At 63.7% G+C, this 25726-nt stretch carries 26 protein-coding genes; 6 read left to right on the top strand and 20 right to left on the bottom strand.

Going from position 1 to position 25726, the window contains the following annotated elements; all coding sequences use genetic code 11:
* Positions 1-9 precede the first annotated feature (9 nt).
* The 5 genes from CXQ89_RS06280 to CXQ89_RS06260 all read right to left on the bottom strand — a co-directional run bounded on the left by CXQ89_RS06280 (position 10) and on the right by CXQ89_RS06260 (position 6537).
* Complete coding sequence (locus tag CXQ89_RS06280; RefSeq protein WP_104160586.1) at positions 10-1581, bottom strand: transporter; 1572 nt, start codon at positions 1579-1581, stop codon at positions 10-12.
* Positions 1563-2357, bottom strand: coding sequence for an ABC transporter ATP-binding protein (locus CXQ89_RS06275; RefSeq protein ID WP_104052439.1), 795 nt, complete (start codon positions 2355-2357; stop codon positions 1563-1565). Before CXQ89_RS06275 ends, CXQ89_RS06280 begins: the two co-directional genes overlap by 19 nt.
* A gap of 224 nt (positions 2358-2581) precedes the next feature.
* Complete coding sequence (locus CXQ89_RS06270) at positions 2582-3694, bottom strand: NADH:flavin oxidoreductase/NADH oxidase (protein WP_104052440.1); 1113 nt, start codon at positions 3692-3694, stop codon at positions 2582-2584.
* A 10-nt stretch (positions 3695-3704) separates the two neighbouring features.
* Positions 3705-4667, bottom strand: a complete 963-nt coding sequence (locus tag CXQ89_RS06265) for a tetratricopeptide repeat protein (RefSeq protein WP_104160585.1) — start codon at positions 4665-4667, stop codon at positions 3705-3707.
* A 64-nt stretch (positions 4668-4731) separates the two neighbouring features.
* Entirely contained in the window at positions 4732-6537 is a 1806-nt protein-coding gene (locus CXQ89_RS06260; protein ID WP_104160584.1) for a hypothetical protein, read from the bottom strand.
* Positions 6538-6773: 236 nt separating this feature from the next.
* Between CXQ89_RS06260 and CXQ89_RS06255 the strand changes: the two genes are divergently transcribed.
* Positions 6774-8075 (top strand): AI-2E family transporter, encoded by a 1302-nt coding sequence (locus CXQ89_RS06255; RefSeq protein ID WP_104052443.1) that lies wholly within the window; start codon positions 6774-6776, stop codon positions 8073-8075.
* Between the two features lie 44 nt (positions 8076-8119).
* Here the strand turns inward: CXQ89_RS06255 and CXQ89_RS06250 are convergent, their stop codons facing one another.
* Positions 8120-8479 carry a hypothetical protein gene (locus tag CXQ89_RS06250; RefSeq protein ID WP_104052444.1) on the bottom strand — a complete coding sequence of 120 codons (360 nt, stop codon included), beginning with the start codon at positions 8477-8479 and terminating at the stop codon, positions 8120-8122.
* Between the two features lie 41 nt (positions 8480-8520).
* Between CXQ89_RS06250 and nucS the strand changes: the two genes are divergently transcribed.
* Together nucS and CXQ89_RS06240 are read left to right on the top strand one after the other, a co-directional pair.
* Positions 8521-9216: an endonuclease NucS gene (gene nucS / locus CXQ89_RS06245; protein ID WP_104052445.1), complete on the top strand. Its 696-nt coding sequence runs from the start codon at positions 8521-8523 to the stop codon at positions 9214-9216.
* Between the two features lie 361 nt (positions 9217-9577).
* A complete protein-coding gene (locus tag CXQ89_RS06240) occupies positions 9578-9781 on the top strand; it encodes a cold-shock protein (protein WP_104052446.1) in 204 nt (67 codons plus the stop codon).
* A gap of 121 nt (positions 9782-9902) precedes the next feature.
* On the opposite strand, the gene murA is transcribed toward CXQ89_RS06240, so the two are convergent.
* The 14 genes from murA to CXQ89_RS06170 form a co-directional block, all read right to left on the bottom strand.
* Positions 9903-11168, bottom strand: coding sequence for a UDP-N-acetylglucosamine 1-carboxyvinyltransferase (gene murA, locus CXQ89_RS06235; RefSeq protein WP_104160583.1), 1266 nt, complete (start codon positions 11166-11168; stop codon positions 9903-9905).
* Between the two features lie 37 nt (positions 11169-11205).
* The gene (locus tag CXQ89_RS06230) at positions 11206-11634 is read right to left on the bottom strand and encodes a DUF2550 domain-containing protein (RefSeq protein WP_104101234.1); all 429 of its coding nucleotides are present in this window, start codon (positions 11632-11634) and stop codon (positions 11206-11208) included.
* Positions 11635-11643: 9 nt separating this feature from the next.
* Positions 11644-11937 carry a F0F1 ATP synthase subunit epsilon gene (locus CXQ89_RS06225; protein ID WP_104052449.1) on the bottom strand — a complete coding sequence of 98 codons (294 nt, stop codon included), beginning with the start codon at positions 11935-11937 and terminating at the stop codon, positions 11644-11646.
* 5 nt (positions 11938-11942) lie between these two features.
* Positions 11943-13406 carry a F0F1 ATP synthase subunit beta gene (atpD, locus tag CXQ89_RS06220; RefSeq protein WP_104052450.1) on the bottom strand — a complete coding sequence of 488 codons (1464 nt, stop codon included), beginning with the start codon at positions 13404-13406 and terminating at the stop codon, positions 11943-11945.
* Between the two features lie 72 nt (positions 13407-13478).
* Positions 13479-14372, bottom strand: coding sequence for a F0F1 ATP synthase subunit gamma (locus CXQ89_RS06215; protein ID WP_104052451.1), 894 nt, complete (start codon positions 14370-14372; stop codon positions 13479-13481).
* Between the two features lie 100 nt (positions 14373-14472).
* Positions 14473-16110, bottom strand: coding sequence for a F0F1 ATP synthase subunit alpha (atpA, locus tag CXQ89_RS06210; RefSeq protein ID WP_104052452.1), 1638 nt, complete (start codon positions 16108-16110; stop codon positions 14473-14475).
* A 102-nt stretch (positions 16111-16212) separates the two neighbouring features.
* Positions 16213-17028 (bottom strand): F0F1 ATP synthase subunit delta, encoded by an 816-nt coding sequence (locus CXQ89_RS06205; RefSeq protein ID WP_104052453.1) that lies wholly within the window; start codon positions 17026-17028, stop codon positions 16213-16215.
* Positions 17028-17576 (bottom strand): F0F1 ATP synthase subunit B, encoded by a 549-nt coding sequence (locus CXQ89_RS06200; protein WP_104052454.1) that lies wholly within the window; start codon positions 17574-17576, stop codon positions 17028-17030. Before CXQ89_RS06200 ends, CXQ89_RS06205 begins: the two co-directional genes overlap by 1 nt.
* A gap of 42 nt (positions 17577-17618) precedes the next feature.
* Entirely contained in the window at positions 17619-17828 is a 210-nt protein-coding gene (locus CXQ89_RS06195; protein ID WP_181032239.1) for a F0F1 ATP synthase subunit C, read from the bottom strand.
* A gap of 85 nt (positions 17829-17913) precedes the next feature.
* A complete protein-coding gene (gene atpB / locus CXQ89_RS06190) occupies positions 17914-18720 on the bottom strand; it encodes a F0F1 ATP synthase subunit A (RefSeq protein ID WP_104052456.1) in 807 nt (268 codons plus the stop codon).
* Between the two features lie 79 nt (positions 18721-18799).
* Positions 18800-19069, bottom strand: a complete 270-nt coding sequence (locus CXQ89_RS06185) for an AtpZ/AtpI family protein (protein WP_237687161.1) — start codon at positions 19067-19069, stop codon at positions 18800-18802.
* Entirely contained in the window at positions 19062-19550 is a 489-nt protein-coding gene (locus CXQ89_RS06180; protein ID WP_237687160.1) for a hypothetical protein, read from the bottom strand. Before CXQ89_RS06180 ends, CXQ89_RS06185 begins: the two co-directional genes overlap by 8 nt.
* Positions 19551-19662: 112 nt before the next feature.
* On the bottom strand, positions 19663-20661 hold the full coding sequence (locus CXQ89_RS06175; protein WP_104160582.1) for a UDP-phosphate glycosyltransferase: 999 nt from the start codon (positions 20659-20661) through the stop codon (positions 19663-19665).
* On the bottom strand, positions 20661-22565 hold the full coding sequence (locus tag CXQ89_RS06170) for a nucleoside-diphosphate sugar epimerase/dehydratase (RefSeq protein WP_104052460.1): 1905 nt from the start codon (positions 22563-22565) through the stop codon (positions 20661-20663). The genes CXQ89_RS06175 and CXQ89_RS06170 overlap by 1 nt, the downstream gene beginning before the upstream one ends.
* Positions 22566-22722: 157 nt before the next feature.
* Here CXQ89_RS06170 and CXQ89_RS06165 point away from each other — a divergent pair, with 157 nt between their 5' ends.
* The 3 genes from CXQ89_RS06165 to CXQ89_RS06155 are packed head-to-tail and all read left to right on the top strand — an operon-like array spanning position 22723 to position 25644.
* Positions 22723-23622: a glycosyltransferase gene (locus CXQ89_RS06165; RefSeq protein WP_104052461.1), complete on the top strand. Its 900-nt coding sequence runs from the start codon at positions 22723-22725 to the stop codon at positions 23620-23622.
* A gap of 1 nt (position 23623) precedes the next feature.
* A complete protein-coding gene (locus CXQ89_RS06160; RefSeq protein WP_104160581.1) occupies positions 23624-24631 on the top strand; it encodes a glycosyltransferase in 1008 nt (335 codons plus the stop codon).
* Entirely contained in the window at positions 24628-25644 is a 1017-nt protein-coding gene (locus tag CXQ89_RS06155) for an NAD(P)-dependent oxidoreductase (RefSeq protein WP_258059896.1), read from the top strand. Before CXQ89_RS06160 ends, CXQ89_RS06155 begins: the two co-directional genes overlap by 4 nt.
* Positions 25645-25726: the final 82 nt, after the last annotated feature.

Raw genomic sequence — 25726 nt, 5'->3', positions numbered from 1 at the left:
TACCAGGGGTCATTTGTTCACGGATACCGCGGCCAGCAGCTCCGGGGCGCGGCGGTCCATCCAGCGGCCGCCGATCCGGATCCCGGCCAGCAGCAGCCCGACTCCGAGCACCACGCCGGCGGCCAGGGTGAGCCAGCCGAGCAGTGCGCTGCCCGTCACGAGGGCGGCCACGGCCAATGCCAGCACCGGCAGCACGATCACCAGCTGAGCCAGCATGCCCAATCCCTGGACAAGGACGGTGCGCCCGCCGGAACCGGGCGGCGTCTTGAACGCGTTCTCTCCCGGCAGCGGCACGTTGTAGGTGTAGCGGGCGGACACCACGCTGGACAGGCCCAGACCGCTGAGCAGCACCCCCAGTGAAACACCCAGCAGCACCGGCAGCAGGTCCGTTTGCCCCAGCAGCACGCAGGGCAGCACGGTGGCCAGCAGCACCGTCGGCACGCCGAAGGCGGCACAGGCAAGGGCGCGGCCGGCGCGGTCAGCTGCGCCGGTAACCCCGGTGCTGATGTGCAGCGCAAAGGCGGTGTTGTCATACGCCACGTCGGCTGAGATCGCGAAGGCCAGGAGGAAAGCCACCAGCGGGCCGATGAGCAGCGGCACCACAGGAGTGCCGCCGGTGTTGTTCACGAACAGCAGCACCACCACCAGCAGCGGAATGATGAGCAGGGAGGCGCCGTAGCGCGGATCCCTGATCCAGTAGGTCAGGGCCCGGGCCGCCACTGCACCGGTGGGGGTCCCCGGAAACAGTCCGAAGAAGCCCAGCTTGCCGCCCTTACGCCGGGTTCCGGCGTTGTACGGAGGCGTGACCAGCGCCCGGACGAGGAGGACTTTCCAGGCCCAGACCAGCAGGGCTAAAAAGACGACGGCGATGGCCAGCTTGGCGGCCGCGGTTCCCCACTGGCCCAGGGCAACGTCGCCGGGGACGGCCCAAGCAGCTCCCAGCGGCGTCCAGGACAGAGTGGCTGCCAGGGAAGGAAGGTACTCCCCTGCACCGCTGACACCCGAGCTGATCCCGCCAATAATCGGTCCCAGCAGCATCAGGGGAATGATGAGCAGAAGACCGGTGATGTCTTTGAACCGGCGGGAGGAAGCCAGCGAGGTACTCGCCGCCACGGTGACCCGGGCAGCAATGACACAGGTGAAAACCGCGATGAGCGCGGTCAGGAGACCGGCCGCCACTGCGGCCGGAGAACGCCACCACACTGCCGCCGAGGCGAGTGCGGCCAGGACGGTGACCACGCCGGGAATCCCGATGAGACCGCCCAGTGCCAGGCCGGTTAGCAGCTTCGGCAGGGGCACGGCAAACGTAACGAAGCGCGCCGGGTCCAGGGTCAGGTCCACGCCGGTTGCAAGGATCGGGATCAGGGCCCAGCCCAGCACGGCAGCGGAACCTGCCAGCACTGTCACTGTCCGGGCCAGCTCGGGGTCGGTGGTGCTCAGAAAGAACAGCCCGGTCAAGAGCAGCACCAGGACTGACAGACCGTACAGCGCCCCGAAGACAATCCCCACGATCTGCCAGGGGCTGCGGCGCAGGGAGTTGCGCAGCAGGGTCAGCTTAAGCCTTACGAGGTGCGCAACCACGGCAGTCCCTCCGAGTGGGTGCGTCCGCCGACGAGCTGCACGAACCGGTCTTCCAGGGATTCGCCGCCGCGGACCTCGTCCACGGTTCCGGCCGCCAGGAGGTTGCCGCCGGAAACCACAGCCACGTGGTCACACATGCGCTGGACCAGGTCCATCACGTGGCTGGAGACGATGACGGTGCCTCCGTTGGCAACATAGCCGGCGAGAATGTCTCGGATATTGGCGGCGGAGATGGGATCCACCGCTTCGAATGGCTCATCCAGCACCAGCAGCCGCGGCGCGTGGATCAGTGCCGATGCCAGCGCGATCTTCTTGGTCATCCCGGCGGAGTAGTCAACAACGAGGGTGCCGGCGTCATTGGCCAGGTCCATGGCTTCGAGCAGGTCCTGCACCCGTTCGGCCACGGTCGCACGGTCCATGCCACGCAGCAGGCCGGCATACGTCACCAGCTGTTCGCCCGTGAGCCGGTCAAACAGCCGTACACCGTCCGGGAGCACTCCCATCAGGCGCTTGGCCTTCAGCGGCTCCGCCCAGACATCCGTGCCGTGCACCCACACCTGGCCATGCTCGGGCCGCAGCAATCCGGTTGCCATGGACAGCAGGGTGGTCTTGCCCGCACCGTTGGGGCCGACCAGTCCGAAGAAGGAACCCGCCGGAACGTCGAGACTGATCCCGTTGACGGCAATTTTCTCGCCGAAACGCTTCGCCAGTCCCCGAATTGCCAGGGCGGGGGCAGCAGGAACGGCCGAGGTTTCCAGGGGCAGGGAATCGGTCATGTGAGCACCACTTTCGTCATGCCACCAACCTACCTCCGGGCTCCCGTCCACGGATCAGCCGCAAGGACCAGAATCACGCCGAGTCCGGGCGGCGAAACCCGCCTTCCGGAGTAGGGGGCCGAAACGAAGCCGCATCGCCGGGACAACCGAACCGGGAAAGGCGCCTTTTCTAGCCACGCGGATCGGATTGGACCTTCGGCCAAGCTAACCCAAGGGCTTGCAGGCTACGGCTGGCGGGCCCGTTCATACTGCGGGGCCCACGGCAGCTTGGCGTCCAGCGTGTCGGCAGCATGCAGCCACCAGTGCGGGTCGCTGAGCGCTGCCCGCGCAATAAGGACCGCGTCGGCACGTCCCTCGCGCAGCGTCTGCTCGGCTTCCGCCGCCGTGCGGATCAGGCCGACGGCGCCCGTGGGCACGCCTGCATGCTTCCGCACGTACTCCGCAAACCCGGTTTGGTATCCCGGCGCCACCGGTATGGAAGCCCCCGGAACTGCCCCGCCGGTGGAAACGTCCACAAAGTCCACGCCCCGGTCACGGGCCTGGGCGGCCAGCCGGGCTGAGGTGTGCTCGTCCACACCCCCGGCGGTCCAGTCCGTGGCAGATATGCGCAGCAGCAGCGGCATGGATTCGGGGATGACCGCACGGACGGCGTCGATGACCTCCAAGGTGAGCCGGTTGCGGCCCTCCTCCGATCCGCCCCAGCCGTCGGTGCGGGTATTGACCAGCGGCGTCAGGAACTGGTGCAGCAGGTACCCGTGGGCGGCATGGATTTCAATGGTGTCGAAGCCCGCCTCAACGGACCGTTTGGCAGCGACGGCGAAGTCATCAATGACCTTGCGGATGCCTGCCTCGTCCAAGGCCTCCGGTGCGGCATAGCGGCCAAACGGCTCGGCGGTGGGACCAACGGTGAGCCACCCGCCGTCGGCCTCCGGAACAGTGCCGCTGCCCTCAGCGAAGGGAGCGTAGGTGGACGCTTTGCGCCCCGCGTGGGCCAGCTGCACGCCGATCTTGGTGTCCACGGCCCCGTATTTGTGCACAAAGCCGATGATCCGGCGCCAGGCGTCAACCTGTTCCCGGTTATAGATTCCAGTGTCCTGGGGGCTGATCCGGCCCTCGGGACTGACCGCGGTGGCTTCGGTGACAATCAGAGCCGCTCCCCCGGCGGCAAAGGAGCCCAGATGCATCAGATGCCAGTCATTCGGCACTCCGGGGGCGTTGACCTCGTCGGCGGAGTACTGGCACATGGCGGCAACCCAGCCGCGGTGTGCCAGCTCAAGGCCCCGGAGGGTCAGTGGATCAAACAGGCCGTGGAACTGGTGTGCCGCCGCATCGGTCATACCGGCGGGCCTAGAAGAGTGCCCGGGCCAGGGCGGAACGCGCCTTGGTCACCCGCGGGTCGGTGGTGCCCACCACTTCGAACAAATCCAGCAGCCGCAGCCTGGCCCGCTCACGGTCTTCGCCGAAGACCCGGGAGATCAGGCGCACCACACGGGTGAAGGCATCTTCAACGTGGCCGCCGGAGACATCCAGGTCAGCGACCGCCAGCTGGGCGTCGACGTCGTTGGGGTTCTCCGCGGCATCGGTGCGAAGCTTCTCCGCGTCAACCCCCTTGAGCCTGGCCATCAGCTCCACCTGGGCGAGCCCGGCCTTGGCTTCGGCGTCGGCAGGCTGCTCGGCCAGCGCTTTGCGGTAGGCCGCGGCAGCGCCGTCGTAGTCTCCTTCAACAATGGCGTCGTAGGCTTCCTGGTGCAGCGGCGGCAGGGGTGCATCCTCGGCAGCTTCAGCGCCTCCGTCCTCATTCAGGGAACCGGTGACACCGTTGGCCGCGGCGACCTGGAGCAGCTCGGCAACGAGGGCGCGGATCTGTTCCTCGGGCACTGCACGGTCAAAGAGCGGTACCGGCTGGCCCTTGAGGACCGCAGCGACCGTGGGCACTGCCACGGCCTGGAATGCCTGGGCAATCTGGGGATGCTGATCCACGTCAACCCGTGCCAGCAGCAGCTTTCCGTCCTGCTCCGCCACGATGTTCTGCAGCACCGCGCTGACCTGCTGCGACTCCGGGCTGCGGGCCGAGTAGAGGTCAATAATCACCGGCACCTGCGCGGAGAGCTGAACCACCTGGGGGAAGGACTGCTCGGTCACCTCCACGATGTACGGGCTGGCGCCGCCCGCAGCGGCTGCCGGTTCGCCCGAAGCACCGGCGGGTGCCGGCGGCGCAGACGCCTTGGCTTTTAGCGCGGACAAGTCAACGGCTCCCCGCAGATTCATCGAGGAAGGGGCCGGTGCGGGGCGGTGGTTCGGAGTGCTCATGGCTTCACCTTATTACGCGGACTCGGGTCACCGGCACCCCGGTTACCCCTGACATAGGGTAGGGCTACTTGAGGGTGGCGGACAGCAGTTCCTGGACGGCGCCAATGACCTGAATCTGGTCCGTGCTGCCGGCGGGCGGAACATACAGCATGACGCCCTCGCCGTACTTCACGTCGATTCCGGCCTCCGTGCTCGTTTCGCCTGTCAGCTTCTCGTAGACGGTGCCCTCCAGATTGATCGAGTCACCCACTTCCCGCGGAACGCTCGCATAGCTGCTGTCCATGTACCCGAAGACGATGGCGCCACCGTCCGCGGTCCTCAGCGCCCGGGTGTCGGCCGGCACGGATGTGTGCTTGAACGTAATGTCGGCAAACTCGTTATCCGGGCTGGACAGGACGGTCTTCTGGAACTTGGTGACGGCCTCGGCGAAGGTGTTGGCTGCAAACGTGTCCTTGTTTGCGCCTTCGGGGTTGGTCAGGGCGTCCGCCAGGCCGTCGACGGCGGCCTGCGGGGCAATGTCCAGTCCGTCAGCTGAGCCTGCCGGAGCCGGATTTACTCCGGTGCCGTTGGCAGGACGCTTGGGAAAGGTGGTGCCGGGCAGCATCTTGATGGCCGAAACCAGCTTGTAGTTCTGGCGGGCCGATTCCTGCACAAGGAGCAGCGCCTGCGGAACTTCGTTGTCCGGACCCTGGGTGACCGCCACGATGCTGCGCGGGAACTCAGTTCCGCCCATGATCAGGTCCGTCATCAGCGGTTCCGCGACAACCGGTTCCGGTGCGTCAGTTTCCGGCACCTTCGCTGCGGTGGCGTAATTGGCCTCGCGCAGGCTTGCGGCGCTTCCGGCGGCGCGGGTGGCGAGCAGCTTTGCATCCTTTGCCGCATCGGCTTCGGTCACGGTAGAGGCGACTTCGGAGAGGATCCGTTCCAGCTGGGAATCCAGCACCACGGGCGGCGTGGCTTCGCTGCCGGATTCTGCTGCGGGGCTCGCGGACTCAGCTGTGGGGCTGGCAGTGAGCGGAAGCGCTGCCAGTGCCGCAGCCGGTGCGCCAAAGCTCAGGCCGGCGGCAATGACGGTGCCCAGAGCCGCTGCAGGACCGCGGCGCCTGAGGGCGGGAAGGATACCGAAGGCCTGCGTACTGCCGGCAGGTCCCGCTTTGGAATCCTTGGCGGGTACGACGGCGGGGTCCCCGGTGCCGCCGGTTGCCGGATGGGCGCCCGACGGCGCGGCCTGCTTGGCCGGTTCCGAAGAGGAAGGTCCGTTCCCGCCGGAGCGGCGGCCGCTGTTGCCCCGGCCGGTCATGAAGGTCAGCGCCAGGCCCAGAACGGCGACAAGCGCGCCCAGGACGATCAGGGGGACGGCAAACGGAGTGGAATCATCGTTGGCGAAAGTAACCGAGACAGCCGAAGGGGCAGCTGCGGTCCCGTCCGTGGCCAGCAGGATCTGCCAGTCCCCGGCGGCGGGCGGCTCCCAGCCGAAGGTCAGCTCATCCTCAATTTCCTGTTCGGAGACCCACAGGTCGGATCCGGCAGGGTTGGGAACAGTGTCCGTGCCGTCCGTTACCTCGGAGGTGAGCGACTCGCCGTCGGCACCGATGCGCAGCACGGAGGCGTCCCCCACCCAGGCGTCGACGTCGTCGGCCCGGCCTACGGCCATCAGGAACGGCCCGTCCGCAGAGACGGTCACATCCACCCCGTCGGAGTGCTGGGTGAGGACGTCCGAACTGATGACGGTCAGCGGCGCTTCCTGGTCTTGGGACGGTGCTGCCGCCGTAACGGTGCTGGGCGGTGCCCAGACGGTGCGCTGCCCGATGCCGATGAGCATCAGCAGCACTCCGATGACGATCAGCGGAACTGCAAATTTGTTTCGCACAACTTACCTATCTTCAGTCTCGGTGCAAGTGCCTCACGTATAGGCAGGCGAACGGGACGTGGAGCCTCTTGAATGTCAGGGCGGTAGCCGGGTTTATAACCCAATGGTAACGAAATCCTCTGGCAGGACACATTCGAAGCCCGCCGCCGCGTGCGCGCACCCCGCCGCCGGGGCTCCGGGACTGATAATGTGGCGCTTCGTACCGGGGCGTTCGCTAAATCTAGGAGACCTGCACAATGGCCGAGAACCAGGACCTGCCGGCTGACGGATCCCGTCCCATTTCCGGACAGGCCGGGGGCACGAATTCTCCGTCAGGCAAGCGCCCCGGTTTTCTGTCCGCCGCCTCCGAACGGATCCGGCACGCGGCGCCCCGCGGTATTCCCGGAGCCCGTCCGCGGCGCCGGTTCGAGTTTCCGCCGGAGACTGCGGCGGAGGGAACAGCGCCGGCCGGTCCCGAGCAACCCGTCGAGGCCGGCAGCAGCGGCGATGATTCCCCCACCCGCATGAGCAGCCATCCCATCCATTTCGGCTTCATGTTTTCCGTGGGCGTGGGAATTGCCCTTCTCTGCTATTTCATCCTGACCAACGTCGGTGAACTCCTGGTATGGATCGGAGCCGCACTCTTCATTGCGCTGGGACTGGACCCCATAGTGCGCTGGCTGGCGGCCCGGAGGATACCCCGGCCCGCCGGAATTGCCATCACTGTCCTGGGCCTGGCCGGAATCATTATGGGCTTCTTCGCGACCCTGATTCCCACCATCGTGCGGCAGACCACGGAGATCATCAACAATGCCCCCGGCTATGTGGACACCTTTCTGGAATCGGATTTCTTCGTAAACATTGAAGAACAGTTCCATGTGCGGGAGAGGATCGAAGAAGAGGTCAATAAGTTCTTCAGCAACGCGGACGCGCTGGGCGGGGTCTTCGGAGGCGTGCTTTCGGTGGGCACGGTTATTGCCAACGGCCTTTTCGGTGCGCTGATTATCCTGGTGCTGACCCTGTACTTCCTCTCCTCCCTGCCGTCCATGAAGTTGTGGGCGTACCGTCTGGCACCCAAGAGCCGGCGCCGCCGCGTCGAAGCCCTCTCCGAGGAAATCAGCGGCAGTGTGGGCAACTACGTGATCGGCCAGGGGCTGGTCGCCCTGCTGGACGCCACCTATGCCTTCATTGTCATGAGCATCACCGGGGTGCCGTTCTCGGTTCTGCTCGCCTTTGTGGTGGCACTGCTGGCCTTTATTCCGCTGGTGGGCCCGCCCATCGCGCTGGTGCTGGTATCCCTCGTGGCCCTTACCGTCAGCTGGCAGACCGCCGTGGTCTTCGCACTGTTCTACGTGGCGTACCTGCAGTTCGAGGCGTACTTCGTATCCCCGCGCATCATGCAGCGTGCCGTCGCCGTGCCCGGAGCCGTGGCGGTCATCGCCGTCATCGCCGGCGGAACCCTGCTGGGCGTCCTGGGCGCCCTGATTGCCATTCCCACCGCAGCAGCCGTGCTGCTGCTGCTCAAGGAAGTCTTTATTTCCCGCCAGGACCAGCGCTAGCACTGGCTACGGGACGCTCAGCGGCGCCCGGCGGCGGCAGCCGCTCAGCGCCGCCGGCCGCCGGTTCTGCGCGTGCGCCAGCAGCGCTCATGCCAGTGCCGGCGGTCCGCGACGGCTGTTTCACGGCCCAGAAGCGAATCCTCCTGCCACACCACGAGGTGCGGGATTCCGGGCGGAATGGTGATGCCGCACCCGGGGCACTTGTACTCTTTTGCCGCATTGCGGGCCGTGATTTGCCGCACTGACCATTCACCGTCGGGCGCGCTTTCCCGATGCGGTATCCCGGCCCGGGTGCGTTCCAGGTCCAGCTCCGCGGCAGGCGTTGCCCATTTGCTCCGGGCACTGCGGCCCAAGTTGGCGTTGGCTGCGCCGGGCGGGCGGCGGGGACGGTTGGAACGGGGCATATAAGTTATTTTGCCTCAAGCAGAGCCGGTAAAGTGCAACTGTGCGTTTAGTAATAGCCCGCTGCTCTGTTGACTACATCGGCCGCCTCCGTGCCCATCTTCCGCTCGCCGTCCGTCTGCTGATGGTGAAAGCCGACGGTTCCGTCCTGATCCACTCCGACGGCGGCTCCTACAAACCCCTGAACTGGATGAGCCCTCCGGCCACCCTGCGGGTCACCGCTCCCTCGGATGACGACGCCGAAACAGGCGTCATCGAAACGTGGAACGTCCAAAGTGCCAAGACAGACGACAAACTCGTCATCAGCATCTATGAACGCTTCTCCGAGACATCCCATGACCTCGGTGTGGATCCGGGCCTCATCAAGGACGGTGTGGAGGCTGACCTGCAGCGGCTGCTGGCCGAGCAGATCACCAAGCTGGGCGAGGGCTTCACGCTGATCCGCCGGGAGTACATGACAGCCATCGGACCGGTGGACATCCTGGCCCGGGACGCCTCCGGCACCACGGTTGCCGTGGAACTCAAGCGCCGCGGGGACATCGACGGCGTTGAACAGCTCACGCGCTACCTTGAGCTGCTCAACCGGGATCCGCTTCTGGCTCCGGTCAAGGGCGTGTTCGCCGCGCAGCAGATCAAGCCGCAGGCACGGGTGCTCGCAAACGACCGCGGTATCGAGTGCCTCACCCTGGACTATGACGCCATGCGCGGTGTGGACGATTCGGAATCGCGCCTCTTTTAGCTTGGCGGAGACCGGGTCCCGCAGACCGGACATTGCACCTGAAATCAGCCCGGTTATCCCCAAGACATAACGCCGCCGGAAGTTCATACGGGCCGGATCAACCGCGCTAAGAAGTGCGGGCAAAACACTCTCGAAAATACTCGTAAATATTTTGCCCGAATTCGTTGACCAGCCTTTGGGTGTGTGTAATCCTATAACCAGTCTTTGTGTAGGTGTTATTCATGCTCGCAAGACCGTTGCGAGCGTGAAGCTCCTCAAGGAACTGCTGAATGGCAAGGATCTTGAGCCTTCCCGTTTCAGTAACAATGAGGCCGCCGCGGGGTGTGGCGGTCTGAAGTTCCACTTATGAGGAGAAACAAAAATGGCACAGGGTACCGTCAAATGGTTTAACGCTGAAAAGGGCTTCGGCTTCATCACTCCCGATGATGCAGACGGCGACGTCTTTGTTCACTACTCTGAAATTCAGACCGGTGGCTTCAAGACTCTCGATGAGAACCAGCGCGTTGAGTTTGAAATCGGCCAGGGCGCCAAGGGCCCCCAGGCTACCGGCGTCACCGCCCTCTAAGCTTCACCAAAAAACTTAGTAACCAGAAAGTCCCCGGCATCTGCCGGGGACTTTCTTGGTTTCCAGGGGGAAATCCCTGGGAAATCCCTGCCGCTGTGTCCCGGCGGGATTTGCTCGGGTGTCAGCTGCGCCGGCGAATGACCTGCGCGCCCAGCCCGCGAAGATTCTCCATGAATTTTTCGTATCCGCGGTCAATGTGGTCCACTCCGCGGACCTCGGTGGTGCCTTCAGCGGCCAGCCCGGCTATGACGAGGGCAGCACCGGCCCGGATGTCATTGGCTTCGACGGGTGCCCCGGACAGTCGGGGAACCCCCTGGATCAGGGCGTGATGCCCGTCCAGCCGGATGACGGCGCCCAGCCGCGCGAGCTCCGAGGTGAATCCCCAGCGGGCCTCGAAGACATTCTCCGTGACCATTCCGGAGCCGGTGGAAACGGCATTCATGGCCACAACGAAGGGCTGCAGGTCGGTCGGAAAGCCCGGATACGGCAGGGTGGAGACGTTGATGGGCTCCGGGCGTCCGTTGCCTTTGACGGTAAAGCTGTCCTCCCCCACCGTGACGGTGCAACCGGCCTGCGAGAGCTTGTCCAGCACCACGGTCAGCGCGGAGGCGTCCGCGTCGCGCACTTCTATGCAGCCGCCGGTGATAGCCGCTGCGAAGGCCCACGTTCCGGCAACGATCCGGTCCGGCACGACCCGGTGCATCACCGGTTCCAGCCGCTCAACCCCCTCGATCACCAAGGTGTTGGTGCCGATGCCGGAAATTCGGGCGCCCATTTCGTTGAGCATGAGTGCAATGTCCGTGATTTCAGGTTCGCGTGCCGCGTTGTCGATGACGGTGGTTCCCGCGGCGAGGGTCGCAGCCATCATCAGGTTCTCGGTAGCCCCCACGGACGGAAAGTCCAGAAGATGGCGGGCTCCGATCAGGCCGTCCGGCACAGAGGCCACGAGGTACCCGTGGTCAATGGTGATGGTGGTTCCCATCAGCTCAAGGCCGGCCCGGTGCATGTCCAGCCCGCGGGAGCCAATGGCGTCACCGCCGGGCAGTGCCACTTCGGCTTGGCGGCAGCGGGCAACCAGCGGGCCGAGGACCGAGATGGAGGCCCGCATGGCGCGCACCAGGTCATAGTCCGCCTGGTGCAGGGGCAGTTCCGGAACGTCGATGGAAACGGCGGCCGCTTCGACGTCGTAATCGACGGAGCAGCCCAGCCGGCGCAGCAGCTCGGCCATGATCCAGACATCCTGGATGTTGGGAACGTTGGTGATCGTGGAGCGTCCCTGCGCCAACAGCGTTGCCGCCATCAGTTTCAGGACACTGTTTTTAGCTCCGGGGACGCTGACCGCTCCGTTGAGCGTGGCCGGTCCGGTAACAACAATGACGTCTTCCATTCCTCAATACTAAGGCGGTTGACGGTTGCTGATTTCCTTAGCGCCAGGTCCCGATGCCAATGACAGGGCCGGCTTCAAGCCACGAGGACAGGCCTGTGTAAACCTCATACTTCATGGCCACGAGGAATTCCGTGCCCTGGTATTCCAGTGTGACGATGATGGCGCCCGGCTGGATGCGGGCGCGCTCAGCCTCCGTGGGCTGCCGCCAGCTTCCTATCTCCAGCGAGCTGCGCAGGAACCGATGCGGCGGCCGCGGGCTGAGCGAGATAAGGCGCAGCCATTCCAGATGGGTGTCCGTATAACGACAAACCCCCATCTGCCACCCGCGGGGCGGAAAGCAGATGGAGGCGTCAAAAGTACCCAGGGCGCGCCGCAGCTGACTGCGGCGCACCCCGAACAGAACTACTGCCAGTACCAGCAGGAACAGGAGCCCTGCCAGCGCAATGAACAAATAAGAGCTGCTCATTGGGAAGGGTCAGCGAGTCCCAGCGTTGGCTGCGTCGTTCATCTGAGCGTTGTCAGCGACAATCACTACGCGGTTGCTGTCGACGGAGAAGAAACCACCGTCAACGTTCACCGTGAAGCGGGCACCGGAGACCGGCTCGATGGCCATTTCGCCCTCGGCCAGAATGGCCAGCAGCGGGGTGTGGCCGGGAAGAATCCCGACGTCGCCCTCACTGGTGCGTGCCTTGACCATCTTTGCCGCGCCGGACCACACGAAGTGGTCCGCTGCGACAATCTCAACTTCGAGTTCAGCAGTGTTCGCCATAGGGCTTACTTCCCGGTCTGCTCTTGGATCTTCGCCCAGTTGGCCATGACATCGTCCATGCTGCCGACGTTGAAGAAGGCCTGCTCGGCGATGTGGTCCACGTCGCCGTCGCAGATGGCCTTGAAGCCCTCAATGGTTTCCTTGATGGAGACCGTGGAGCCCTCGACGCCGGTGAACTGCTTGGCGGTGTAGGTGTTCTGCGACAGGAACTGCTGGATGCGGCGTGCACGTGCCACAACAATCTTGTCCTCTTCGCCGAGCTCGTCGATGCCGAGGATCGCGATGATGTCCTGCAGTTCCTTGTTCTTCTGAAGGATCTGCTTGACGCGGACAGCCGTGTCGTAGTGCAGCTGGCCCACGTACTGCGGGTCGAGGATGCGCGACGTGGAGGTCAGCGGATCCACGGCCGGGTACAGGCCGCGCGAGGCGATTTCACGGGAAAGTTCCGTGGTGGCATCCAGGTGCGCGAACGTGGTGGCCGGAGCCGGGTCGGTGTAGTCATCAGCAGGCACGTAAATGGCCTGCATCGACGTGATGGAGTGACCCTTGGTGGACGTGATGCGCTCCTGCAGGAGACCCATCTCGTCGGCCAGGTTCGGCTGGTAGCCCACAGCGGACGGCATGCGGCCCAGAAGCGTTGAAACCTCGGAACCTGCCTGCGTGAAGCGGAAGATGTTGTCGATGAAGAGCAGCACGTCCTGGTTCTGCACATCGCGGAAGTACTCCGCCATGGTCAGGCCGGACAGGGCCACGCGCAGACGCGTTCCCGGCGGCTCATCCATCTGGCCGAATACAAGGGCGGTGTCCTTGAGGACGCCTGCCTCTTCCATTTCAACCCAGAGGTCGTTGCCTTCACGGGTACGCTCGCCAACACCGGCGAATACCGAGGTACCACCGAAGTTGCGGGCCACACGGGTGATCATTTCCTGGATCAGCACGGTCTTGCCGACGCCGGCGCCGCCGAACAGGCCGATCTTTCCACCCTTGATGTACGGGGTGAGAAGGTCGATCACCTTGATGCCGGTTTCCAGCATCTCGGTGGAGCCTTCGAGGTCCGCGAAGTTCGGAGCCTTGCGGTGGATGGGCCAGCGCTCGGTGATCTCCAGCTGATCTTCAGCGACGTCCAGGGGCTTGCCCAGGACGTTGAAGATGTGGCCCTTGACGCCGTCGCCTACGGGGACGGAGATCGGTGCGCCGGTGTCCTTGACGGCTGCGCCGCGGACCAGGCCGTCGGTGGCCTGCATGGAGATGGCGCGCACGAGGTTGTCGCCGAGGTGCTGGGACGTTTCGAACGTGATGGTCTTGGTCTCACCGTTGAGCGTCAGCTCGGTGGTGAGGGCGTTGTAGATGGTGGGGATTGCGTCAGCCGGGAATTCGACGTCGACAACCGGGCCGATGACACGGGCGATACGGCCGGTGGCACCCGAGGCTACGGAATCAGATCCGTGCTCGACAGTTTGGGCAGTCATCTCTCTCACTTCACTCAGTTAGATGGCGTGTGGACTAAGTTTGCTTTGGTGGAACGGGTCCTGGAGCCGGGGCTAGGACGCGCTGAGCGCGTCGGCACCGGCAACAATTTCGGACAGTTCCTGGGTGATCTCGGCCTGACGGGCGTTATTGCGAAGTCGCGTGTACTTCTTAATAAGGTCGGAGGCGTTGTCCCCTGCGGACTTCATTGCGCGCTGGCGGGCTGCGAGCTCGGAAGCGGCTGCCTGAAGCATGGCTGCGAAGATGCGCGACTCGATGTAGCGCGGCAGCAGTGCGTCAAGAACCTTTTCGGGCTCCGGCTCGTACTCGTACAGAGGCAGCAGCTCAGTCTCGGACTGTGCTTCTTCCTCAACAACCTCCAGCGGCAGCAGGCGGATCACCGTGGGTTCCTGAACAACCATCGACTTGAAGCGCGTGTAGACAATGTGGATTTCATCCACGCCGCCGTCTTCGTAGTCTGTGTTGAAGTCATCAAGAAGGGCCCTGCCGATTTCGCGGGCCGTTTCGAAGTCAGGTGCGTCGGTGTTTCCGGTCCAGACACGTGCGGATTCCCGGTCACGGAAATCGTAGTACGCCTGTGCCTTACGTCCCACCAGGTAGGTCTTGACCTCTTTGCCCTCTTCACGGAGCAATTCGACCAAGGATTCGCTCTGCTTGAGCACACTGGCGGAGTACGAACCAGCAAGACCACGGTCGGAGGTCATAACCACCATGGCTGCCCGGCGGATCTGCTCCGGCTCGGTAGTCAGCGGGTGATCGATTTCCGACTGGGACGCCACAGCAGAAACGGCACGGGTGATCGCATTGGAGTACGGCAATGACGCAGCCACACGGGTGCGTGCCTTTCCAATGCGAGAGGCAGCAATCAGCTCCATCGCCTTGAAGATCTTCTGCATCGACGTCGTCGAAGCGATCTTCTGACGGTAGACCCGAATTTGGGCTCCCATACTTTTCCTTTCAGTTCCTAGCGTTTGAACTAGGGGCTAAGGCATAGGCCAGGTGTTCCGCGTCCGGGCCGTGCGGCCCGGACGCGGAACACCTAAGCCGCTAGCGCTTCTGCTTGACGATCTTTTCCTGGTCAACAGCGTCTTCGCCCAAGGCGGCGTACTCTTCGTGGCCGGCGGCAACCATGTGGTTGTCGCCCTCCCCGAAGAAGCCTTCCTTGAAGGAGACAACGCGCTTCTTGAGTTCCTCCACAGTGGAGTCCTCAAGCTTGCCCGTCTGTGCCAGGGTGGTCAGGACGGACGTGCTGTGCTTCAGGTGGTCGATGAACTCGCCTTCGAAGCGGAGCACGTCTTCCACGGGAACATCGTCCAGGTAGCCGTTGGTGCCGGCCCAGATCGAAACAACCTGTTCCTCAACCGGGTACGGAGCGTACTGCCCCTGCTTGAGGAGTTCCATCAGCCGCGCACCGCGGGTGAGCTGCTGGCGGGTGGCTGCGTCCAGGTCCGAAGCGAACATGGAGAATGCCTGCATGTCGCGGTACTGGGCCAGTTCCAGCTTCAAAGTACCGGAAACCTTCTTCATGGCCTTCTGCTGTGCAGCACCACCGACGCGCGAGACGGAAATACCGACGTCGACGGCGGGGCGCTGGTTGGCGTTGAAGAGGTCCGACTGAAGGAAGATCTGACCATCGGTGATGGAGATGACGTTGGTCGGGATGTAAGCCGAGACGTCGTTTGCCTTGGTTTCGATGATCGGCAGGCCGGTCATCGATCCTGCACCGAGCTCATCGGAGAGCTTGGCGCAACGCTCCAGCAGGCGGGAGTGCAAGTAGAAGACGTCACCGGGGTAGGCTTCGCGTCCCGGCGGGCGGCGCAGCAGCAGCGACACGGCACGGTAGGCTTCAGCCTGCTTGGAGAGATCATCAAAGATGATCAGGACGTGCTTGCCGCCGTACATCCAGTGCTGGCCGATGGCCGAACCGGCGTACGGTGCCAGGTACTTGAAGCCTGCGGGGTCGGATGCCGGGGAGGCCACGATGGTGGTGTACTCCATGGCGCCGGCCTCTTCGAGGGTGCGCTTGATCTCAGCAACCGTGGACGCCTTCTGGCCGATGGCTACGTAAATGCAGCGCACCTGCTTCTGGACGTCGCCGGATTCCCAGTTGGCCTTCTGATTGAGGATGGCGTCAACAGCAATGGCGGTCTTACCCGTCTTGCGGTCACCAATGATCAGCTGGCGCTGGCCGCGGCCGATCGGGATCATGGCGTCGATTGCCTTGAGGCCGGTCTGAAGCGGTTCGTGAACCGACTTGCGCTGGGTTACGCCGGGTGCCTGGAGTTCCAGTGCACGGCGTGCCTCGGCCTGGATGGGGCCCATGTCATCCATGGGCTCGCCCAGCGGGTCGACAACGCGGCCCAGGAAGGCATCGCCCACGGGTACGGACAGGACTTCACCGGTGCGGTGAACTTCCTGGCCTTCTTCGATCCCGGCGAAATCGCCGAGTACAACGACACCGATTTCACGGGTGTCAAGGTTCTGGGCCAGGCCCAGTGTGCCGTCCTCGAACCGAAGCAGCTCGTTTGCCATGACGGAGGGCAGGCCCTCCACACGGGCAATGCCGTCGCTGGCGGTTGTTACGCGGCCAACTTCAACGCGCTCTGCGTTTCCGGGTTCGTAGGACGCCGCGAATTCGTTCAACGCATTACGGACGTCGTCGGCGTTGATGGTCAATTCGGCCATCTGCAGTCCCTGCTCTCCTGTGTTGTGATCATCGCTTGGTGCCGATGACCGTGATTAATTCTCAAATGATCTTGAACTGGTCTCAACCGTCCCGCGGGACGGCTAGACCGCGAGCTTCCGACGGAGGTCGGACAGACGGGAAACTACTGATGAATCCAGTATCTCGTCCCCCACTGCGATCCGCACGCCGCCGATCAGTGACGGGTCAACGTCGGCGTTGATCTTCAACTCACGGCCGTAGAGTCCATTAAGAGAGGACTGCAGACGCGAAAGCTGCTCTTGGGTCAACGGACGGGCGGCCCGAACCTCGGCGATCCAGCGCTTCTGGCGCCCGGCAACGAGCTCCAGGAAGCGTGCCACCAGGGCACTGGGCTTCAGGCCACGCGGATGCGTGACCGCCTGGCGGATCAGTACCAGTGCCGCAGGGCTGGCCCCGGGCACAATCTTCTCGGCCAGCGTAATCTTCGCTTCAGGCGAGGCCTGCGGCTCGGACAGTGCACGCTGGAGTTCGTGGCTGGAAGCCACCACCCGGTTGAACCGGATGAGATCGTCTTCCAGTGCATCGAGGCCGACAAGCCCTGATCCCCTGTTTTCTGCCGTTGCCGAAACAACAGTGGCAGCCAGTTCCTCGAGCGCATCACCCAAGTCACGCGGAGACCGCCAACGCGAGGAGACCAGATTGGCTGCAATGGCTTCAGCGTCGGCTGAAACCTTTCCGCCTACCAGCTGTGAAACCAGCGCCGCCTTGGCATCGCTTTCACGGGCGGGATCGGTCAGCGCACGCCGGACACCGGCGCTGCTGTCGAGAACGCCCAGGATTCCAAAGAGTTCCTCTGCCAGCGACAGGGACGCAAACGGAAGCTTGGCTTCCAGCTGCTGCCGTGCCGCGGCGAGTGATTCGCTCGATACTCCTGCCATTACCTAGCTGCACCTGCGTTCTCGTTTTCCAGTTCCCCAAGGAAACGGTCAACCACGCGGGCAGCGCGGGCGTCATCCTCGAGCGTCTCGCCGATGATGCGTCCGGCCAGCTCGGTTGCCAGGGTGCCAACCTCAGCACGGAGCGACGTTACGGCCGCCTGCCGTTCTGCGGCAATCTGCACCTGGGCCTGCTCGGTGATCCGAGCGGATTCAGCAGCAGCTTTAGCCTTCAGGTCCGCAAGAATCTGAGCGCCTTCGGCGCGTGCTTCCTCACGGATGGCGTTGGCTTCTGCCCGGGCATCTGAAAGCTGTGCCTTGTACTCCACCAGCGCTGCGCTGGCCTCGGCCTGGGCCTTCTCCGCTTTGGCAATGTTGCCTTCAATGGCTTCAGTGCGCTCCGCGTACGTCTTTTCGAAGCCCGGAACCACAAACTTGACGACGATGAACATCAGTATGGCGAAACTGATTCCCGTCACCAGGATTTCCCAGACGTTGGGAATCAGGGGGTTGGCGCCCTCAGAGGCTGCCAACATAATTACCTGATCCATAATGCACCCGTCCTATCTGCTTGGTGGGTCAGTCGGTTCGGACTAGACAATGAACGCGAGAACCAGACCAAGAATAGCGAGTGCTTCGGTCAGTGCCAGGCCAAGGAAGGCGATGGGCTGAAGGACGCGCTGTGCCTCCGGCTGGCGTGCAACGCCGCTGATGTAAGCGAAGAAGACGAGACCCACACCGATGGCGCCGCCGATTGCGGAGAGACCATAGCCGATTGCGTTGAGGCTACCTGCGATTTCCATGTTGATTTTTCCTTTCAAGATGCCCTGAGGGCAGGTTGCTTGGGGTTTCCCCGAAGGGGAAGTTTAGTTATCCCGGAGGGGAAGCTTAGTGATCGTCTGCCAGTGCGCCCTGGATGTAGATGGCGGTAAGCAGGGTGAAAACGTAGGCCTGGAGCACCATGATCAGTGCTTCAAGCATGTACATGGCGATGCCGCCAACCAGCACCAGGACAGACGAGGCCTGGAGGATGATGTTGTCCTGGAGAACCAGGAGGTATTCAATGCCGGCGCCGGCAAGCATGACAATCAAGTGCCCGGACATCATGGTGGCGAACAAACGCAGGCTGTGCGTGATCGGCCGGACCAGGAAATTGGAGATGATCTCAATGGGAACCAGAACGGGGAGGATGTACCACGGCACGCCCGAGGGCACTGTGGCCTTCACGAAGTACTTCATTCCGTGCTTCTTGATGCCAACACCGATCCATGTGAAGTACACGATCGCGGCCAGCAGGTAAGCACCGCCCGGGTGGGAGAAGCTCGGCAACTGAATGAACGGAATGGCACCGTAAATGTTGTTGACGATGATGAAGAAGAACAGCGCGAAGAGGAAGGGGACGAACTTGAGGAAGTCCCGCTCGCCGATCACATCCTTGGCGATGCCGTTGCGGACGAATCCGTAACCGAATTCACCCAGGAACTGCAGGCGTCCCGGCACCAGCTGCCCCTTCCGGGAAGCTCGAACAAAGATAACGGCAATGATGATGACCGAGAGGACGACCAGCAGCATCTGCTTGCCGACACCGGTGCCGTAGTCCGCGCCCCACGGGAAAATCTCAGGGAGGTGCATTTCTTCAATGGCCGGCGGAACGAATCCACCTTCATTAGTGGCCGGGAGTGCAAGCGCGATCAACGCGTTTCCTCTCTGCTGTGTCCTTCATCGGGCGTGTGAATCGGGGCAATACTGGTTGCCCGCTCTAAAAACTGTGGCATTACTGTTCGGCTTCTTCACGGTTGTGGGCTGGATGGCCGACGCTGGCTTTCGCAGGTTTGCTTCCGGTCAGGCCGTGGACTTTGGTCAGATAGAATCCGGCGGCTGCTCCAAAAAGGATACCGACGAGCACCAACCACTGAGTCTCGAACAGATTGTCCAAAAACCACCCTATCAAACCCCAGGCGACGATCCCGCCAATGATGTAGCTGAAGACGCGCATGCCGGAGTCGTACGTGTTTTCGGGATCGTAATCAGGCTTTTCAGGCATCCATTTTCCCTTTGACTGATGTTTCTTCCCCCGCATTGTCGTCGTACAGCTGGAAACGAATCCGGGAGAAGGCACGGATTTCCGCAACCTGCCATACCACCACGGTCAGAAGCGCAGCGGTAAAGAACCACGTTGCCTCAAGCCAGGCCGGCCTGCCGATCAGAAGCAGCACCGCAGCAAAAACAGCCACTTTGACGATGTAGATGAGCGCAAACATGGCCATCGCGCCGTGCGGGTTGTCCCGGCCCACCACATGGACAATCAGCAGGCTGACGCCGCTGAAAGCAATGACGAGGGCCCAGCCAAACAGCACGCTGCCGACACCTGCGGTCCCGTCTGCGACCAGGGACGCAACGATAAGGACTGCGGCAACCAGGCCGGTCCACATCATCGCGGTGCGGAAGATGCGCAGCCACGGATTCAGGGTGGGCCCTGAAGCGACAAGGGGACGTCCAGTCTGGGCACCGTCTGCGGGGCTCATAACTTTAGACATCCTTCGGGCTGGGGCGGGAATTTGTGCCGCGTATTCTTCGCGACTCTTGAAATTCTACAGCACATAGAAGTCGCCTCCGCCCGGGAGGCGTCACATACGCTCACACCCGGGCGCGCCGCCGGCCGAAGACCTTCGGAGAGAATAGGTAAAACACCACTACGGCGGCGGCAAAGAGCGTCAGCGCAATCTTGGGCACATCCTCCGCTTCGGCGAGAACGAGGCCCGCTCCCCCGGTCAGCAGGGTGCAGGCGGTCACCACGCCGGCGGACTGGAGATGGCTGAGACCAACGTCGGTCAGCCGCTGGTAGACATGCTGGCGGTGCGCGGCATACCAGCGTTCACCCCGGCTGATGCGCAGCAGGAGGGTAGAGAAGGTGTCAGCGAGATAAATGAGGATCGGGAAGAGGAGATATTCCACCGGAACCCCGGCCAGGAAGGCGGCAACCGCAATTCCGGAAATGCAGGCACCCAGCAGGTAGCTGCCGACGTCGCCCATGAACACCGAACCGCGGCCCAGGTTCCACGGCAGGAACGCTGCAAAAGCGGCAGCGGTGACGGCGCCGGCCACCGTCATCCACACGTGGTCATTGAGCTGGCCGGCAACGGCGTAGAGGACGCCGACGGCGATGCCGTGCAGCCCGGAGATCCCGTTGACGCCGTCCATGAAGTTGGCGACGTTGATGTAGGCGGCAATGGCAAGTGCCCCCACCGGAACCCACCAGTAGCTTTGCTCCATGGTCCAGACAAGTGCGGTGGTTCCCAAGATGCCAAGGAGCAGCTGAAGTCCGGCCCGGACCCGGACCGACAGGCCGCGGAAGTCTTCGACCCAGCCCAGGAGTGACGCTGCGGCGATAACGGCCATCAGGATCGCCATGATGGACCGGTCAATGGCAACCAGTCCGGTCAGCAGGGATAGGCCCGTGCCCAGCAAGACACCCGCGGCGATGGTGACTCCCACGCCGCGGATGATGACCTTGCTGTGCGAGGAGCGCTCGTTGGGGATGTCCAGGACGCCAAGGCGGCGCAGGAAAGGTATGAAGAGGAAGGGCAGCAGCAGGCTTGCGAGGAAGGCCGCCCCAATGCACAGGGCAAGGAGCATTAGCCGGTCCGCCGTTTCGCTGTTCCGTCGCTGCGGGGGCGGCGGGCAGTGCGTTCGCCGGGAACCGCGCCTCCGATTTCCGTGACCGGGGGCAGGATTTCACCGTGCGAATCCACACCGCACTTGTGCAGCCAGTCTTCGAATTTCAGGTCCGACGGGTTCAGTTCATCCACCGCAGTATGGGAAATCTTGGGATGCAGCGGACGGGAGTCATCTTCACCGGTGCCCACCAGGATTTCGTGCATCTTTTCGCCCTGGCGAAGCCCTGTGAACACAATCTCTATGTCCTTGCCGGACATGGCGATCATCCGTTTTGCGACGTCGAGGATCTTCACCGGCTCCCCCATGTCCAGGATCAGGACTTCTCCGCCGCGGCCGATGGCCCCGGCCTGGATCACCAGCTGGCAGGCTTCGGGGATGGTCATGAAGAACCGGGTGACTTCCGGATCGGTCACGGTCAGCGGCCCGCCCTGCCGGATCTGCTCGGTGAACAGGGGCAGCATGGAACCCCGGCTGCCGATCACGTTGCCGAACCGCACCGACACGTAGCGGTCCTGGGTGCTGTGCGCCATCCAGGCGGTGAGTTTCTCGGCCACTCGCTTGGAGTGCCCCAGCACCGTGGTGGGGTTGGCTGCTTTGTCCGTGGAGATGTTGACGAAGTACTTGACCTTGGCCTTCTTGGCGGCCCGCAGGACGTTGGCGGTTCCCAGCACATTGGTCTTCCAGGCTTCCTGCGGATACTGCTCCAGCAGGGAAACATGCTTAAGCGCTGCGGCATGAAACACGACGTCGGGACGGCGTTCGGTGAATATCTGCTCCAGCGCTGCGGGATCGCGGATGTCCGCCAGGACGGTGTCCCTGCCGTTCAGCAGGCCGTGTCCGGTGATGGACAGCTGGGTGAGCTGCAGCCCGGTTTCGTCGCGGTCCACCATAATCAGCTCGGCCGGATCAAAGGCGGTGATCTGGCGGCACAGCTCGGAACCGATGGATCCGCCCGCTCCGGTCACCAGGACCTTGCGGCCGGTGAGGTAGCCGGCCACCTCCTCCACATGGATATCCACGGGACGGCGGCCGATCAGGTCCTCAACGGCAACCTCGCGGAAATCGGTGAGGCCGGCACCGGCGCCCTTGCTCAGCATGTCCTTCAGCGGCGGCAATACCAGTACCCGGAGGTTCAAGCCCTCAGCATGGTCGGTGACCTCGCGCACCTGGCGGGCTTCGACGTCGGCGATAGCAATGATCAGAATGGAGGCGCGGGTGCGCTGGACAACCTCGCGCAGGTCCTGCAGCCGTCCCAGCACGGGCACGGTGGACAGCCGGAGGTGCTTTTTCGCCGGATCATCGTCGATCAGGCCAACTGGATAGTAAGGCGAATCCGGGTCCTTCATCATCCGCGTCACGAGGGAACTGCCCAGGAAACCGGCGCCGTACACCAGCGTCCGCTGGGCCTCGTCGCCCGGACGCGCCTTGCCCTCGACATACATCCGCTTGAGGTAGCGGATGGCGGCCATGAACAGGCAGGCAAACGGGAAGGCGATCATGCCGGTGCTGCGGGGAATGTCGATGGCCAGGCCAAAGAGCGCACTGACGATGACGAGTATGGCGGAGACAACCAGCGTGACGATGGCCAGCAGCCGCATCTCGTGGAAGCTTCCGAAGCTGTACCTGCCGCGGTAAAGCGCGAAGGAGTAACCCACGATCAGCTGCACCAGCACGGCCACGCCGCAGAAGACGGCGACACCCCCGGGATTGATCTGGTCCACCGTGAGCTCGTACCGCAGCACCAGCGCCAGGACGATGGCCACGATCCAGGCCAGAGAGTCCAGAATGTACTGCGTCCACAGCCACAGGGCGGGCCTTTCGCCGCGGAAAGGACCGCTCTCGTCCGTGCTTGTCTGCCTCATAATCCTCAACGGGTAGTTCCCCGGTTCTCTTCTCGGTGATTGCAACACTGTTCGGAAGAATCCGGTGTAATAGACTGGAATCTCATCAGCATTCTAACTGCACACCCTGCTCCGTTCGGCTTGGGCCGCTCATCCGGGTTGCCTCGAAAGGATCATTTTGCCGGACTCCGTGGCCGTAGCAGCAGTAACGTTCGACCGCCCCGACGATGTGTCCACTCTGCTGGACTCACTGGCTGCCCAGAGCGCCAACATTACCTCGGTGGCCTTGGTGGATTCAGGGAAGACGCCGGTTCAGGATATCGCTGAAGCTTCGTCCGCGCCCGTTACGTACGTTCGGTCCAACACAAACCTTGGGGGCGCCGGCGGTTTTTCGCTGGCCATCCTTACCGCCATGGCTTCCGGGGCGGACTGGATCTGGATTATGGACGACGACGCACATCCGGAGGATCCGAACTGCCTCGCCGCCCTGCTTGAGGCCGCTCAGAAGCACCACATGGACGTGGTCCTTCCGCTGGTCGTGGCTCCCGGGCACCCTGATACCCTGTCCTTCCACTTCCGGTTGGACGGCAAGCTGACCCATGACCGCGCGCAGGTGGAGAAGCTGGGCTTCATCCCCGACGTCGGGCATTTCTTCAACGGTGCACTGATCCGCGCCGACGTATTTTTCCGTGTGGGCCTCCCGGATCTGCGCCTGTTCATCCGCGGGGATGAGACCGATTTCATGATCCGGCTGCGGCGCGCCGGAATCCGGTTCGGAACCGTGACCTCCGTAGCCCTGACCCACCCGGCGGCGTGGGCCGAAGTGCAGCAGGTTGCCGGTGAACGGCTGCACGTGCTGGTTCCCGAAAATGCCTTCAAACAGTTTTATTTCTACCGCAACCGCGGTCACCTGACATGGAAATACAAGCGGCTGCGCTCCTTCGCCGCTGACGCGGTGGGCTATCCCGTCCACTTCGCCAAGACCCGCGATCCGCGGGGCTTCGCCGCCTGGCTGCGTGCCTACGCGGCCGGGATGCGCGGACGCCGCTTCGGACCGCCGTCGGACTTCGGCTTCTGACATGGCCCGCCCCGAGGTGCCCTCCCCCGCAACGCCCTCCTCTGCCGATGAACTGACCCTGGTCATCGCCACTTTCAACCGTTCCGGATATTTGCGCGGACTGCTGGATTCCGTGGCCGCCCTGGAACCGGCACCGGAGCGGATTGTCGTGGTGGACAACGCCAGCACCGATGACACCCAGGACGTCATCACCGCCGCTGCCTCCCGGCTCGCCATCCCGCTAATCAACGTGCGGCTGCCTGTCAACGCCGGCGGCGCCGGGGGATTCTCCGCCGGCGTAGAGCATGCCCTCAGCGAAGGTGCGTCTTGGCTGTGGTTAATGGACGACGACGTCGTTGTCCTCCCGGGTGCCGTGACGGCGCTTCGCAAGTGGACCGGAACGTACGGGTGCATCCACGGCAGGCGCCTGGACGAGGCCGGCAACCCGTTCTTCTGGCAGCACCGGTTCCTCCCGTTCCTGGGTATCCATATTCCGGTCCGCGGCAATGTCTTCCGGGACAGTGCAGCTTTCACAACTAACGTGGGCTGCTTTGAGGGCATGCTGATTTCGGCTGATCTCGTGCGCAGCATCGGGCTTCCCGACGAGCGGTACTTCATCAACGGCGACGACGAGATCTACGGCTGGCTTGCCTCGCGCCTGACGGACGTGGTCTACGTCAATGACTTTGTGCTGCAGAAGGTCCGTCCGCAGAAGCAGATCGATCTGGGCATCCGGCATTTGAACGATTCAAGTGATCTCAGCCGCTTCTATTCCATGCGCAACCGCGGCCACACGGGCCAGTATCTGCGGGCGCACGGGCGGTACAACCGCCTTGGGTTTGCGCTGGGAACGCTGCTGACTGCCGGCAAGGAGATTCTGCGGCTGCTTGCCGTGGAGCACCGGGTTGCCGGGGCGCCGAGCCTGTGGCGCGGTTGGCGGGAAAGCCGGTTGATCCTGCACGATGGATCTTGGCAGCCCATGCCGCCGCTTGATCCGGCCCCGTCCAACGATCGGAAACACCAGGTTTGACGCACGACATTTCTCCGCACCATCCCGCAGTACAGAACGCCAGCGCAGCCGAGCCGACGACGTCGGCTGTTTGGGCCGTGCTCGGATCCTCCGGTTTTATCGGCAGCGCCGTATGCGAATCACTGCGTGCCGCCGGACTTACCGTGCGCGCCGTTGCAGCTCCCCGGCTCGAGTCAGCCGCCGAGGACGCAGCGGGGCTGCTTGAGGAAGCTTCCGCACTCGCTGCAGTGCGGACGGAACTCGCGGACGCCTTTGCCGGCGCGGACGTCATCATCAACGCGGCCGGCCTCGCCACGCCGGGAGGAACAGACTCCCCCGCGCTCCGCGGGGCCAATGCGCTGCTGCCGCTGGTTGTTGCCGATGCTGCAGACGCGGCCGGAGTTCGCCGCTTCGTCCACCTGAGCAGCGCTGCCGTGCAGGGACACCGTCCGTTCCTGGACGAAACCAGCTACGTCCAGCCGTTTTCCGCCTATTCCCGGTCCAAGGCCCTGGGCGAACGCGGTCTGGCGGCACGGTCTGCCGGTGCCTGCGGCGTCGTGACCATCCGGGCCACCTCTGTTCAGGGACCGCAGCGGCCCACAACGGTCAGTCTTGCCCGTTTGGCCGCCTCTCCGCTCGCCACCGTCGCGGGCGAGGGAACGGCGCCTTCCCCGGTCAGTTCAGTGGATTCACTTGTGCAGTTCATCCGCACCGTGGGACTGCACGCGGGCCGTGTTCCCGCCGTCGTCCTGCAGCCGTGGGAGCATGCCACGGTGGCAGGAGTGCTGGAGGCGGCGGGCGGCAGGAAGCCGCTGCGGCTGCCTCAATGGCTGTGCCGCAGCGCGCTCTGGAGCGGCTACCGGCTCTCTGCCCTCGCGGGCGAGCGGCTGCACGGTCCCCTGCGCCGCCTGGAAATGATGTGGTTCGGCCAGCGGCAGGTTCCCGGCTGGGCCGAAGCGAGCGGCAACGTTCCCGAGCCCCGGGTGCAGGAAGTCCTGCGCTCTGTGCAGGTCCGGGAACCGGCAAACCACTAGCCCGCCGGCTCCCGGCATCCGGCCCCCCCAGCCGCCCGCATCCCGCCGAGTGCAGCGGTCATGCGCCTTAGGCTGCGTCTGC

The organism is Arthrobacter sp. ZGTC212 (assembly GCF_002929255.1).
In the GTDB taxonomy this organism is placed as follows: Bacteria; Actinomycetota; Actinomycetes; order Actinomycetales; family Micrococcaceae; genus Arthrobacter_B; species Arthrobacter_B sunyaminii.
This window is presented reverse-complemented; position numbering and strand designations above follow the sequence as displayed.

Coding starts and splice junctions, on each gene's coding strand:
- CXQ89_RS06205 (WP_104052453.1), bottom strand. CDS start 17,028: ATGGCAGGAGTATCGAGCGAATCACTCGCCGCGGCACGGCAGCAGCTG.
- CXQ89_RS06225 (WP_104052449.1), bottom strand. CDS start 11,937: ATGGCGAACACTGCTGAACTCGAAGTTGAGATTGTCGCAGCGGACCAC.
- CXQ89_RS06175 (WP_104160582.1), bottom strand. CDS start 20,661: ATGCTCCTTGCCCTGTGCATTGGGGCGGCCTTCCTCGCAAGCCTGCTG.
- murA (WP_104160583.1), bottom strand. CDS start 11,168: ATGGAAGACGTCATTGTTGTTACCGGACCGGCCACGCTCAACGGAGCG.
- atpD (WP_104052450.1), bottom strand. CDS start 13,406: ATGACTGCCCAAACTGTCGAGCACGGATCTGATTCCGTAGCCTCGGGT.
- CXQ89_RS06215 (WP_104052451.1), bottom strand. CDS start 14,372: ATGGGAGCCCAAATTCGGGTCTACCGTCAGAAGATCGCTTCGACGACG.
- CXQ89_RS06230 (WP_104101234.1), bottom strand. CDS start 11,634: ATGAGCAGCTCTTATTTGTTCATTGCGCTGGCAGGGCTCCTGTTCCTG.
- CXQ89_RS06275 (WP_104052439.1), bottom strand. CDS start 2,357: ATGACCGATTCCCTGCCCCTGGAAACCTCGGCCGTTCCTGCTGCCCCC.
- CXQ89_RS06240 (WP_104052446.1), top strand. CDS start 9,578: ATGGCACAGGGTACCGTCAAATGGTTTAACGCTGAAAAGGGCTTCGGC.
- CXQ89_RS06180 (WP_237687160.1), bottom strand. CDS start 19,550: ATGAGCCCCGCAGACGGTGCCCAGACTGGACGTCCCCTTGTCGCTTCA.
- CXQ89_RS06185 (WP_237687161.1), bottom strand. CDS start 19,069: ATGCCTGAAAAGCCTGATTACGATCCCGAAAACACGTACGACTCCGGC.
- CXQ89_RS06200 (WP_104052454.1), bottom strand. CDS start 17,576: ATGGATCAGGTAATTATGTTGGCAGCCTCTGAGGGCGCCAACCCCCTG.
- CXQ89_RS06250 (WP_104052444.1), bottom strand. CDS start 8,479: ATGCCCCGTTCCAACCGTCCCCGCCGCCCGCCCGGCGCAGCCAACGCC.
- CXQ89_RS06170 (WP_104052460.1), bottom strand. CDS start 22,565: ATGAGGCAGACAAGCACGGACGAGAGCGGTCCTTTCCGCGGCGAAAGG.
- atpA (WP_104052452.1), bottom strand. CDS start 16,110: ATGGCCGAATTGACCATCAACGCCGACGACGTCCGTAATGCGTTGAAC.
- CXQ89_RS06265 (WP_104160585.1), bottom strand. CDS start 4,667: ATGAGCACTCCGAACCACCGCCCCGCACCGGCCCCTTCCTCGATGAAT.
- CXQ89_RS06270 (WP_104052440.1), bottom strand. CDS start 3,694: ATGACCGATGCGGCGGCACACCAGTTCCACGGCCTGTTTGATCCACTG.
- CXQ89_RS06160 (WP_104160581.1), top strand. CDS start 23,624: ATGGCCCGCCCCGAGGTGCCCTCCCCCGCAACGCCCTCCTCTGCCGAT.
- CXQ89_RS06255 (WP_104052443.1), top strand. CDS start 6,774: ATGGCCGAGAACCAGGACCTGCCGGCTGACGGATCCCGTCCCATTTCC.
- CXQ89_RS06195 (WP_181032239.1), bottom strand. CDS start 17,828: ATGGAAATCGCAGGTAGCCTCAACGCAATCGGCTATGGTCTCTCCGCA.